8 protein-coding genes are annotated in these 13,012 nt (G+C 65.7%); 4 read left to right on the top strand and 4 right to left on the bottom strand.

The features are described from left to right. Positions 1–49: 49 nt before the first annotated feature. Positions 50–1,081, top strand: coding sequence for a hypothetical protein (locus EH209_RS07350; protein WP_249038760.1), 1,032 nt, complete (start codon positions 50–52; stop codon positions 1,079–1,081). Positions 1,082–1,184: 103 nt separating this feature from the next. Further along, positions 1,185–2,108 carry an HFX_2341 family transcriptional regulator gene (locus EH209_RS07345; RefSeq protein ID WP_126662232.1) on the top strand — a complete coding sequence of 308 codons (924 nt, stop codon included), beginning with the start codon at positions 1,185–1,187 and terminating at the stop codon, positions 2,106–2,108. Between the two features lie 6 nt (positions 2,109–2,114). Here the strand turns inward: EH209_RS07345 and EH209_RS07340 are convergent, their stop codons facing one another. Further along, positions 2,115–4,733 carry an efflux RND transporter permease subunit gene (locus EH209_RS07340; RefSeq protein WP_126662231.1) on the bottom strand — a complete coding sequence of 873 codons (2,619 nt, stop codon included), beginning with the start codon at positions 4,731–4,733 and terminating at the stop codon, positions 2,115–2,117. A 93-nt stretch (positions 4,734–4,826) separates the two neighbouring features. Here EH209_RS07340 and EH209_RS07335 point away from each other — a divergent pair, with 93 nt between their 5' ends. Further along, entirely contained in the window at positions 4,827–5,465 is a 639-nt protein-coding gene (locus EH209_RS07335) for a hypothetical protein (RefSeq protein ID WP_126662230.1), read from the top strand. Positions 5,466–5,583: 118 nt separating this feature from the next. Here EH209_RS07335 and EH209_RS07330 read toward each other — a convergent pair whose 3' ends face one another. After that, positions 5,584–6,417 (bottom strand): DUF4097 family beta strand repeat-containing protein, encoded by an 834-nt coding sequence (locus EH209_RS07330; RefSeq protein ID WP_126662229.1) that lies wholly within the window; start codon positions 6,415–6,417, stop codon positions 5,584–5,586. A gap of 265 nt (positions 6,418–6,682) precedes the next feature. Between EH209_RS07330 and EH209_RS07325 the strand changes: the two genes are divergently transcribed. Continuing rightward, positions 6,683–9,475, top strand: a complete 2,793-nt coding sequence (locus EH209_RS07325; RefSeq protein ID WP_126662228.1) for a valine--tRNA ligase — start codon at positions 6,683–6,685, stop codon at positions 9,473–9,475. Between the two features lie 302 nt (positions 9,476–9,777). Here EH209_RS07325 and EH209_RS07315 read toward each other — a convergent pair whose 3' ends face one another. Together EH209_RS07315 and EH209_RS07310 are read right to left on the bottom strand one after the other, a co-directional pair. Next, positions 9,778–10,488 carry a DUF1405 domain-containing protein gene (locus EH209_RS07315; RefSeq protein ID WP_126662227.1) on the bottom strand — a complete coding sequence of 237 codons (711 nt, stop codon included), beginning with the start codon at positions 10,486–10,488 and terminating at the stop codon, positions 9,778–9,780. Positions 10,489–10,610: 122 nt separating this feature from the next. Further along, a complete protein-coding gene (locus tag EH209_RS07310) occupies positions 10,611–12,239 on the bottom strand; it encodes an outer membrane protein assembly factor BamB family protein (protein ID WP_343132682.1) in 1,629 nt (542 codons plus the stop codon). Positions 12,240–13,012: the final 773 nt, after the last annotated feature.

Genomic DNA, 13,012 nt, shown 5'->3' with positions numbered 1-13,012 from the left:
GAAACCTTCTCGATATAGTGAATATCAGTCTTCCGGATGCTAAAATTGATTGATCGTCCAGTTGCACCTCGAGACGATGGACCTCTCCCCGGAGAAGTACACCCTCTCCAATTTTATCGAGGCGTGTAAGAATCCAGAAGCGTTCAAACACGAGCTCAAAAAGCGGTACGGCGACGTGCAGAAACACGTCTTCTATCGAGAGCACGGCCGCCCGACGAATATCATGGACGCGGACTGGGACAATCTCCTGTTGCTGGATGCCTGTCGATTCGACTATCTCGCCGAACACAATTCGATAGACGGTGAGCTAACCGCCGCCGTCTCCGTCGCGTCGACGAGCAACGAGTTCATGGAGAAGACGTTCGCCGGGGAGACGTTCCACGACACGGTCTACGTCTCCGCCAACGGGTTTTCTCACCAGCTGGAGGAGGGCACCTTCCACGAATTCGTGTCGACATATCCCGAGTCCCAGCGGGACGTCCTCGACAGCGAACTCTATCGGAACTACCGGCCGGGGATCGTTCGCGAGAAGGCCGCCGAGGCCTACGAACGCCATCCGGACAAGCGGTTGCTCGTCCACTTCATGCAGCCCCACGGCCCGTACTTCGGTCCGAAAGCCGAGGCGTTACGCGAGCGACTCCGGACGAACCACGGGCTCGAGTTCTCCGCCTGGAAATCGGACGCCGACGTTACCAGTCGCGCGGACGGCATGGTGTATCTGATGGACGCCGCGGAGGCGGGCTACGTTTCCCCGGCCGAATTGCAGGAGGTGTACGTCGAAAATCTGGAGCTGGTCCTCGAGCACGTCGAGCGACTCGTCGACCAACTCGATGGAAAGACCGTCATCACCGCCGACCACGGGGAACTGCTCGGCGAGACCACGAACCTCTACTCCCGACTCACCGGCGACCGGTACGAGCATCCGGGCTACGTCTGGACGCCGGAGCTCCGACTCGTCCCCTGGCTCGTCGTCCCCTGGGAGAACCGGCGCGACATCGTCGCGGAACGCCCGGTGGAACGGGACGACGTCGACGACGAGGTCGTCGAGGACCACCTTCGGGCGCTCGGCTACCAGTCCTGACCCGACCGCAATGGTTCGGGGAGCACGTCAACACACCGCTCATCCTGCAAAACCGCGGAACGGAGACTGGTGATTTTTATAAACGGCATCCGACGTATCCCGTATGCAAACCCACATCGTCCCGGTCGGCTTCGACTACGACCGGCTGATCGCGCCGCTGGTGCGCGATCAGATCGACGTCGACAGCGTCATCCTCCTCGAGGGCGCCGTCGGGAGCGAGGCCAACGTCGAGTACTCCCGGCACCTCTCGGACAAACTCGAGACGGACTTCAAGAACCTGCTGGGAGCGACCACCGAGCGGTTCGTCCTCGAAGACGTCTACGACTACGACGCGGCCTTCGAGCAGGCCTACGACCTCATCACCGCGGAGCTCGACGACGGCAACGAGGTCTGGGTCAACGTCGCCGCGATGCCCCGCACGGTGAGTTTCGCCTTCGCCAACGCCGCCCACTCGCTGATGGTCGAGCGCCAGGAGGACCGCGAGGGAATCCACACCTACTACACGGCCCCCGAGAAGTACCTCGAGACGGAACTGGCCGAGGAGCTCCGCGAGCAGATCGAACTCCTCGAGGAACTGGACGCCGGGGCGGGCGTACAGGGAGAGGGTGCCGACACCCTCGACGGCGACCGGATCGACGACCGCCTCGAGAGCGCCCGCGACCTCCTCTCGGAATTCGACGAGCGCGGGACGACGATCGGCGCCAAGGAGATCGACGGTCGCCACATCGTCGAACTGCCTGTCGCCTCCTTCTCGAACGTTAAACCTTTCGAGGAACTCATCCTGTTCAAACTCGGCGAGGACGGCGAGTTCGATTCGGTCTCCGAACTCGCGGAGTCGCTGGCCCGCGAACTGAACGAGGAGTACACCGACAGCTTCCGCTCGAAGGTCATCTACAACGTCGACCGCCTCGGACCGGGCGGGAAGGGGTACATCGAGCGCGAAGAACACGGGAAATCCTACCGAACCCGACTCTCCCGCATCGGCGAACTCTGGGTGCGGGCCCACTCCGACGACGAGTCGCGATAACGGTACCTACCCTACTCGAGCCAGCAGCCGCTCCCGGACCACGAGCAGACAGGGCAGGACGGTGAGGCAGGCGACGAACGCGAAGACGATGCTCAGGCCCGTTACCAGTCCGAACCGCCGGAGCGGCGGCGCGAGCGCCAGCGCGAGGACGCCGAACCCCGCCGCCGTCGTGGCTGCGCTCCCCAGGAGCGCCCCGCCGGTGCCGGTGATCGTCGCCGCGAGCGCCGCCTCGAGGGTCGGCTGGCGGTCGCGCTCGTCGACGAACCGCTCGCCGACGTGGATGCTGTAGTCGACGCCCAGCCCGATCGCGAGGCTCGTGATGACGGCCGTTTCGCTGTTGAACGGCAGGTCGAGCAGCGCCATCGTCCCGAGCAGCCACGCGAGGGCGATCACGACCGGAGCGAGCGTGACCGCACCCAGCGAGAGCGCCCGGTGGCGCACCCAGTAGAGGGCCGTCAGGAAGACCAGGATGACCACCAGCGTGATCGCGAAGGCCTGCACGAGCGTCTCGAGGAGCGCGTCCTGAACGACCGCCGTCGTCACCGGTCCGCCGGTGGCGATCGCCGTGACGGGGCCCGCGCGTTCGACGGTGGCCGCGACGTCGCGACTGTCGTCGGCGACGGTCTGGGCGGGGGCGTCCCCTCGAACGGTCACGAGGAGGCGCGCCGATTCGTACGCTCCCTCGTCCGTCCGGTAGAGGACGTCTCCCGCGCGGTCCGCGTCGGCGTCGAACAGGGCGTCGTAGACGCCGGCGACGTCCTCGTCGGGGAGCCCGTCGCCATCCGTATCGCGCTCCGCGACGGCGGCCGCGACCGACTCGTTCTCGGCGGCGACCTCGCGGACGACCGACGGCGGCCCCTCGATCGCGGCCTCGCCGTCCTGGCCGACGACGACCGTGTCGTCCTCGCCGACCGCGCTGTCGGCCTCGTCCATCGCCGCGAGCGCGTCGGGATCGGTGACGGGCCCGCGTATCAGAATCTGCGTTCGACTTCCTTCGCCCCGCTCCGCGAAGTTGTCGCCGAGGTACGCGGCGTCATCGCGGATCGTGTACGTATCGGGCGCGAGCGGTCCCGGAAGGGACTTAGCCCACCCGGGCGCGTCCTCGGGGAGGAAATCCGCCTGGTTGAACTCCGTATCGATCCCCGTCGCGCCGTAAGCGCCGCCGGCGGCGAGGAGAAGCGCCGCGAGGATCACCGCGAGCGGGAGCCGCTGGGGAATCGCGACCAGTCGCGAGAGCGCCCGGCCGGTGGCACTCGGTCCCGACCCGAACGGGCGTTTCGCGCGGTCCCGGTCGAACCGGGACTCGAGGAACTCGTCGACTTCTACCTTCAGCGCCGGCACGAAGACGGCGAAGGCGACGAACGTCGCGAGGATACCGCCGGCGCTCAGGACGGCGAAGTCCCGTACCGCCCCGAGCGGGCTGACGACGTTCGAGAGGAAGCCGACGCCCGTCGAGACCGTCGCCGCGCCGAGCGCGAGGACGACGCCCGCGAGTCCGACGGTCATGCCCGCTCGCGGACCGACTGGACCGCCGTTCGCGGTCGCACTCGCCGTCGGCTTCGGCGCCGCGACCCCCTCGAGTTCGCCGGCTCTGGTCTCCCGGTAGCGCATGACTACGTGGAGGGCGTAGTCGATACTGAGCCCGATCAGGAGAAACGGCACCGCGATCAGCAGTTGGCTCGAGGGGATCTCGAGCCAGCCCTGCACGCCGGCGAGCCAGGCCATCACGACCCCGATACCGACGAGTCCGATCAGGACGTCGACGACGTCCCGGTAGGTGACCGCCAGCACGCCCAACACGAGGACGAGCGCGACGGGCGTGATGATCGCGAAGCTGTCGCCGACGGCGTTCGACGACGCCTCGTCGGTGATCCCCTGCCCGAAGACGAACGCGTCGTCGAAGCGCTCGTCGACCCGGTCGGCGAGTTCGACCTGCGCGTCGTAGGCATCCCGCGGCTCTTCCTCCGGACCGCTACTGTCGACCTGAAAGACGAACGTGATGCGCGCGTCGGCCGTCGTCTCGCCTGGCTCGTAGTCGGTCGGGAGGAACTCGTAGGGGTCCGCCCGCTCACCTGCTCCCGCCGACTGGCCCTGTTGCCCCGCATCGCGCTCGGGATCGAGCACGTCGGCCAGCAGCGCTTCGACTTCCTCGTCGGAGCGCGACTCGAGCGCTGTAATCTGTTCCTCGAGCGTGGGCGCGCCCGTCTCCGGTGGCTCCGCCCCCGCTTCCGTTCGGTCCTCGTAGACGGCAGCCGTCCCGACGACGTTCTCGAGGCCGACGAACCCCTGCTCGTCGAGCGTGGCGTTCAGCGCTTCGTCCTCACGAACCGCTCGCTGGAGTCGCAGCCCTTCGAGCAGCGACTCGCGGGTGAGCACGTCGCCGCCCTCGTCGCGGACGACTACCTGAGCGACGATCGCGTCGTCGGTGCCGTAGGTCGCCTCGATCTCCTCGAGCGCGTCGGTTTCCTCGGAGTCGGTCTCGAACTGGCCGATCCCGCCGTCCTCGGGGTCGCCGACCGCCGCGCCGGCGGCGACGACGGCGGTGAGCAAGAGGATCAGGACGACGACGAGCCGACTGTGAGAAACGATCCACTCGGCGTACCTCGTCGCGACGGACCCGCTCATTCGTCACTCACGCTCGATCACTGTCTCCGGCTCCGACCGGATCGCTCATAACGGTTCGGGTGGAAATCGGTGTCGTATAATCAGGATCCGATTATGAACACCGATATCGATCGCGAACGCGGGGTTCTCAGCCCTGCGGATCGCGCCTACCTGCTCGGCGAACGCGAGATGAGTCACGACCAGTCGAAGCGGAACGCGGAGGCCCGCATTCGACGGCGCGTCCGCGCCGCGATCCTCGACTTCGATCTGTTATTGCACACGCTGGCCGAGAAGGACCGCCGACAGGTGTTCGAGGCGGCGGCGACCGACGAGGAGTTCCTCGACGGTTTCCGGACGATGCTCGCGTTCGCCTATCTGGGGCTCGAGGAGTCGGGTACCGACTTCGAAACCGTCCTCGAGCCGGCGGTCAGAAGCTGCGAAGAATTCCTCGCGGCGAGCGGCGACGAGCGCGTCTCGGTCGACGTGACCTTCGACGTCGAGACGACCGTCGAGTCCTCGCTGTCGGGCGTCGTTTCGCGGCTCGAGGCCGGCGAACCGGTTACACCGCGCGAGCTGTTTACCGTCGTCATGCAGGGCGACCACGATCCGACCGCCCACGATCGGATCGCGATCGCCGACGCGGACGCGGACGATCTCAGGGACGGGTTTCTCGAGCGGTTGGCGACGTATCTCGGCGGCGAACTACGGTACGTGACCAACTCGAGGGCGATTATCGACCTCGGGGGCGAGTGACTCCGGTACCGCTTCCATACTCGTTCCCGGTCGAGCCGTGGGACCGGCTGTGACCGCCGACGACCACCAGTGATCGCCGGGACTCATCAGCGACCGCCGACAGGCAGGGCGATTCGGGTTATTCGAGCGGTTCAACCGAGATCCGTCCCATGTCCGTTTCGACTCGAAGCTGCGGCCCGCCGTCGCCGAGTCGTCCAGTTACTTGCTCCTCGCTTCGGGTCGCGTCCTCGAGCGGGAGGTCGTCGACGTCGACCCGCCCCGTGTTCGTCTCCACGCGCAGGTCGGCGTCGACGGCCTCGCTCACGGCGGCGGTTACCTGTCCAGTCGACGCCGAGATCGTCGTCTCGCCGTCGATCGCTGGCACCTCGACGCTGATCTGGCCGGCCGAGGTGGACACGTTGCCGAGTCGCTCCGCGTCCCGGATTTCGACCTGGCCCGCGCTCGCCTCGGCGGAGACCGTCCCGTCGACGCCCGCGATGTCGACTTGGCCCGTGTCCGCGTCCGCGTGCAGATCGCCCGCGACGTCGCGGACGGTGATCTGTCCCGTACTCGTTTCGATCCGCTCGAGGGCGACCTCGCGGGGGATCTCCACGTCGACCTCTATCGAGGGGCGACTGGCGAGCCAGCCTTCGCTGCCGTCCCACTCAGATCGGAGTTCGAGTCGGCCGTCGGCGAGTTCGGTCTCGAGGGTTAGCTCCTCGAGATCGGTCCGAACCGAATCGGACTCCTTGACGATCTCGAGGCCCACGTCATCCCGATCGGCGCCGGCGACCGAAAGCCGTCCAATCTCGCTGACGATCGCGATCGACGCGGCGTCCTCGAGGGGGATCGTCTCGTGCTCCTCGCTGCGGTTGTTGACCACCGGAGTCGCTCCGAGACAGCCGGAGAGTCCGAGGAGACCGACTGTCCCGACGCTCTCGAGCAGCTTCCGCCTGGTCGTGTCGGATCTCATACGTAATTCCACGGACCAGTCCGACATTAAGCGGTCGGTCGATTGGCGACCGGCCAGTCGACCCCCGTGATTTTTGTGTGCCGATCTTTCTGTCGCCGGTCGATCTCAGCGTGACGAAAAACCTAACACCATCCCGGGCGGTAACTCCGAAATACGTATGTTCCGTCCAGTCGCGGGTACGGCCGACGCGTTCGACGGCCCGCGAGAGGCGGTTTTCGTAGGGGCGTCCTAGCCCCGCATTCCCCACCCCGTTTCGACGGATGTATTGTCGGCGACCAGCATTCACCGAGCAACGACCGGTATCAGCAATGAGTACGCATACCTTCGACGCCACGACGACGCACGGACGACGCCCCCTGCGGGCGGTGAGAGCATGAGCACGGACGCGCCCGAATCGGACGCCGAGAGCGATCCCGCAACTCGAGAGCCGACCCTCGAGGGCGGCTACGACCCCGAAGCGGTCGAGGAACGCTGGCAGCAGCGCTGGATCGACGCCGACGTCTACGCCTACGAGAGCGATGCCAAGCGCGACCCCAACACAGTCTACGCGATCGACACGCCGCCGCCGACGGTCTCGGGTAGCCTGCACATGGGCCACCTCTACGGCTCGACGCTGCAGGACTTCGCCGCGCGGTTCCAGCGGATGCACGACGGCGACGTGCTCTTCCCCTTCGGCTACGACGACAACGGGATCGCCAGCGAGCGACTGACCGAGTCGGAGTTGGACATCCGCCACCAGGACTACGAGCGCCGCGAGTTCCAGGAACTCTGCCGCGAGGTCTGTCAGGAGTACGAGGCCGAGTTCACGGAGAAGATGCAGGATCTCGGGACCTCGATCGACTGGAATAACACCTACAAGACGATCGAACCCCGCGTCCAGCGCGTCTCGCAACTGTCCTTCCTCGACCTCTACGAGAAGGGCCGCGAATACCGCAAGAAGGCGCCCGCGATCTGGTGTCCGGACTGCGAGACGGCCATCTCCCAGGTCGAGATGGAAGACGACGAGCGCGGCTCGCACTTCAACGACATCGCTTTCGAACTCGCAAGCGACGGGACGGACCGCGACGAGTTCATTATTTCCACCACGCGACCTGAACTCATCCCCGCCTGCGTCTCCGTCTTCGTCCACCCGGACGACGACGACAATCGGGACCTCGTCGGCGAGACCGCTCGCATTCCGATCTTCGGCCACGAAGTGCCGATCATCGAGGACGAGCGCGTCGACATGGAGAAGGGCAGCGGCGTCGTGATGTGCTGTACCTTCGGCGACCAGAACGACATCGAGTGGTACCAGGCCCACGACCTGCCGCTGCGCGTGGCCATCGACGAGTCCGCGACAATGACCGACCTCGCCGGCGACTACGAGGGGATGTCGACCGAAGAGGCCCGCGAGGCCATCGTCGAGGACTTAGACGACGAGGGCTACCTGCGCGACCGCTGGGAGATCTCCCACGCGGTCCAGGTCCACGAACGCTGTGACACCGCCGTCGAGTACCGCGTCTCTAAGCAGTGGTACGTCGAAATTCTGGATCACAAGGAGGAGTACCTCGAGGCCGGTCGGGAGATGGACTGGTACCCCGAGAAGATGTTCAGCCGCTACAAGCACTGGATCGAGGGCCTCGAGTGGGACTGGCTCATCTCGCGCCAGCGCGACTCGGGGATTCCGTTCCCGGTCTGGTACTGCGCGGACTGCGACCACGAGATCATGGCCGACCGGGAGACGCTCCCGGTCGATCCGCTTTCGGACGAGCCGCCTGTCGATAGCTGTCCCGAGTGCGGGTCCGACAACTTCGTCGCCGAAGAGGACGTCTTCGACACGTGGGCAACCTCCTCGCTGACCCCCCTGATCAACGCGGGCTGGGACTGGAACGAAGACGCCGAGGAGTTCGCGATGGAGAAACCGGAGCTGTACCCGTTCGACCTCCGTCCGCAGGGCCACGACATCATCTCGTTCTGGCTGTTCCACACCATCGTCAAGTGCTACGAGCACACCGGCGAAGTGCCCTTCGACGCGACGATGATCAACGGCCACGTCCTAGACGAGAACCGCGAGAAGATGTCCAAGTCCCGCGGCAACGTCGTCGAACCCGACGAGGTGCTCGCGGACTTCCCCGTCGACGCCGTCCGCTTCTGGGCCGCGAGCGCGGCGGTCGGCGACGACTTCCCGTATCAGGAGAAGGACCTGACGGCGGGCGAAAAACTCCTGCGCAAGCTCTGGAACGCCTCGAAGCTCGTCGACACGCTCGCGCCCCGCGAGCCCGAGGAACCCGCGGAGCTCGAGGCGATCGACCGCTGGCTGCTGGCGGAACTCGACGACGCCGTCGAGGACCTCACCACCCACCTCGAGGAGTACGAGTTCGCGAAGGCCCGCGACCGGCTGCGGACCTTCTTCTGGAACACGTTCTGCGACGACTACCTCGAGATCGCCAAAACCCGCGAGGACGAGCCCTCGACGCAGTACGCGCTGCGGACGGCCCACCGGACGTTCCTCGAGCTGTGGGCGCCGTTCCTGCCCCACGCGACCGAGGAGATCTGGCAGGCCGTCTACAGCGACGACGGCGCCGACCTCGAGAACACCAGCATCCACGTCCGCGACTGGCCCAGCCCGCGGGGCCACGAGGCCGACCTCGAGGCCGGCGAGGCCGCCATGGAGGTCATCTCGGCGCTGCGCCGCTACAAGAGCGAGAACCAGCTGCCGCTGAACGCCGACCTCGAGTCGGTGTCGGTCTACGGCCCCATCGAGGGCTTCGAGGACGCCATTCAGAACGTGATGCACGTCCAGGACCTGACCGTCCTCGAAGAGGAACCCGAGGTCACCACCGAGATCGCGTCGATCGACCTCGACTACTCGACGCTCGGACCGAAGTTCGGCTCGAAGGTCGGCGAGATCGATTCGGGGATCGAGAGCGGCGACTATGAAATCGACGACGACGAGGGCGTCCTTCGGGTCGCCGGCGAGGAACTCGAGGGCGACCTCTTCGAGGTCGAACGCGAGCGCTCCTACTCGGGCGAGGGCGAGATGATCGAGACCGAGTCGGCGGTCGTCATCCTCGAGTAGTCCATACCGCCCCGGTGCCGCCTCGCTCTCAGCGGCGGGAAGCGCTGTATTACCTCTCGGAAAAGGTGGGCGCGGTCGCCCTGGAGGACCTCGTGGCGCAGGTCGCACTCCGGGACGGCGAGACGTCGGGGACGCGAGTCGACACGATCACGACGGGTTCCGTCACAACCACCTGCCGAAACTGATCGACGCGGCGGTCGTTCGGTACGACACGGACGCGGGGACGGTCGAACGCCGTCCGGAGGCGGCGGCGCTCGATCCGTTCCTCCAGCTCGCACGGCGATACGTACCGTAATCGACCGCTATCGACCCGCGCGGTCCGCCGGGGCGCCCCCACGGGCCGCTTCGCACTTTTTGACCCGGATCGCGAGGGCGAGGAAGACGGCGAGCAGCGCGAACGTCACCTCGCCGGCGGCGACGACGCCGAGCGCGTCCGCGCCGAGGAACATCGGTTCGTCTCCCGGGACGGGGATGGCCGTGTGGTGTGGCCCGCCGGCGATCGGCACGAAGTAGTCGACGACCAGGTTGCTGCCGTACCACGCTACGGCCACAGCGACGCTCCACACGGGGAAATCGGAGATTCGGTGGAGGACGAGCGCCTGGACGACCATCGACAGGTGGCTCCAGAAGAGGAACTGGTACATCAGCGGGTCGAGATAGCTGTAGGCGTCGGCGAACGCGAGCAGCGTGTACGGCGTCCACAGACCCAGAATGACGTTGCCGAAGAAGGCCAGCGACGTCAGCCACGGCTGTTCGTACCCCAGTTTCCAGCAGGCGATCGCCAGCGCGATCAGCAGCGTCGCCATCGGGCTGTCGGGCACCCACGGCCACATCACCGCCGGCGTCCCGCCGAGCTGGGGGCCGTAGTACCAGAAGCCGAAGGCCGTCCCCGCGAGGTTGATCGCCACGACGAGCCACGCGAACCGCAGTCCGAGGTCCTCGAGGGTCTTCGGAACTGGCGTGAGATAGGTCGGCAGCGGCTCCCGGTCGGGCAGCATGGACGACGCGAACATCGTTTCACTCGGCGTGACGGTCGACACTCGCAAAACAGTAGCGGTTGGTGACTCTCAGTCGAGTCGCGGTCGAGCGACCGCCGTCGGAACCGCCGAACTCGCGATTTCGACGGTTCCGTCGGTCACTCTGCCGGTTCGTCCGCGTCGTCCCGTCGGCGTAGCCACTCGAGACCGATCGCGCTGCCAAGAAGTCCCGCACCGGCGGTGAAGCCCGGCGTCCCGTCGGTATCATCGTTATCCTCGGCGTCGGTCGATCCGTTCTCCGTCTGATCGTCGGTGCCAGCGCCTCCGCCGTCACTGCTTCCGTCTTCGTCAGTGCTTTCGTCGGTACTGCTCTCGTCGCCGGCGTCTCCGTTGTCACTGCTGTCGTTGCTGCTCTCGTCGCCGGCGTCTCCGTTGTCACTGCCGTCGGTACTGCTCTCGTCGCCGGCGTCTCCGTTGTCACTGCCGTCGGTACTGCTCTCGTCGCCGGCGTCTCCGTTGTCACTGCCGTCGTCGTCAGCGTCTCCACGGCCGTCATCATCGCTGTCGGAGTCGTCGCTCTCGTCCGCGTCTCCGTCCTCGGTACCGTCGTCCTGTTCGTCGTCTCCGTTCGCACCGTCTTCATCAGCCCCATCCTCGTCGGCGTCCGTTTCTTCGCGGAGCGCGACGAGTTCGCCGTCGTGATCGACGTAGATGGTCTCGCCGCTTATCGCACGAATGTCTCCGACCGGCGCATCGTCTTTCGAGACCGTCCATTTCTCGCTCCCGTCGCGTTTGTCGAGCGCGACGAGTTTCTGATCGTAATCCCGGTCTCCGTAGTTGCGGGAGTCTGACCAGAAGTAGACGTAAACGGTCTCGCCGCTGATAACGGCCTCCCCATAGGTGTACGTAACGTCGATCTCCCAGTCGTACTCGTCGCCGTGGTCGCCGTGGATCGAAGTACTTCCGTAGCCGTAATCGGATGCTGAAATCGCGGATTTGTTGCCGAGTGTCCCTATGGAATGCGACAAGATCACACCCAACCCATCGCCAGTTTGTGCATCGTAGAAGGGGACTTCCTCACCACCCCTGTCACCGAGAACCGCCGCCTCAGTCGCGTAGATGCCATCTCCTCCTGTCCAGACCCATGTCTGCCAGATGGTCTCTCCGGACGCGGGATCGAACGCGAGAATGCCGTCCTGCGTTCCGGCGTAGACGACGCCGTTCATCGCGGCGGTTCCGGGGGAGAATTCGGACTCCCGTTCGTCACCATTTCTTGACTCGACGACAGCCGTGTCTCTCTGCCATCGGACCGATCCGTCGTCAGCCTCGAGGGCGTACAGCGTGCCGTCGATGACGACGAAGACGCCGTCGTACGCCACCGTGTGGCTACTCGTCCTCTCCCCGGGGTCGAGGTCGCTCTCCCAGCGGACGCTACCGTCTTCTCGATCGAGCGCCACGATATCGCCGCCGTTGAGGTATACCATCTCGCCGGCTACCGCGGGATCACCCGCGTCGACGTCGGCGTTCTCCCAGAGGCGCGTTCCGTCCGCCGCGTCGAGGGCGACGACACCGTCCGCGGTCGTCGTGTACACGGTGTCGTCGGCGACCGCGACGGAGCCGTCGTGGTCGACGGTCCATGCGGCCTCAAGGTTGCCGTTGAACTCGTAGCCGTCTGGGATGAACCTCGAATGACCGGCGTCACCGCGGTAGGACGCCCAGTCTTCGTCTAACTCCGGATTCGGATCCAGCCCCGGGTTCGGGAGGTCGTCGGTTTCGGACGCTCCCACACCGATCGAGGCGAGTCCACTAGCCGAAAGCGCTGCACCTGTCGCCAGTACCGAACGGCGATGCCATTCTTCCATACCGCTATCCGTACGGGATACTGCCGTTACTATCAGCTATCTAAGGAATAATTGTAACCCATACAACTGTTTCGAACGACACCCCCTGTACTTTAGCGGGTAGCGTTCGTCGACCGGCGCATGCAGCGCAGTCCTGACGACCGATCTCGAGTATCCCTCTCGACTGGCTGCGAGAGTTCCCTCACGCTCGAGTTCGCCTTCGAGATGGGCGAGATGACGGTCCCGGTTCGACGCAACCGGTCGGGTCACGCCTCTGAACGGCCGCTCTCTGTGTTCGTGATCACACCCGAGTCGGCTGTGCGACGTTCCGACATCTGGTACCGCCGCGGCGGTAGCGAATTCGGCGATAGCTCGGCAACGGATCGCGGTCGGACAGCCGGCATGTCACGAGATCGTTTCACCGGCGTGACGTTCGACACGCGCAAAACAGTAGTGAGCCGCGACTATCCGCCACGATCGTTATACCGATGTATCCGTCAGGTGTGCCCGTGTGTCGCTCGGACGACGGGCGGGACTGATCGATAACGACCAACCGGTTTCGATAACGGCCAGTCGGCCGCGTATGGCGGACGAACGCGGCCGACGCGTTCTGCTCTCGCGCTGCAGTCTCACTCGACGCCTCGAGCGCGTCCCGTTTCCGTGGCTATCGGAGCACGGTCAGCTCGGTGTAGGCGTAGAAGTTAGCGGTCGAGGACCTA

The sequence above is a fragment of the Haloterrigena salifodinae genome, assembly GCF_003977755.1.
In the GTDB taxonomy this organism is placed as follows: domain Archaea; phylum Halobacteriota; class Halobacteria; order Halobacteriales; family Natrialbaceae; genus Haloterrigena; species Haloterrigena salifodinae.
Note: the sequence above shows the minus strand (reverse complement) of the source record. Positions and strands in the feature narration are given on the sequence as shown.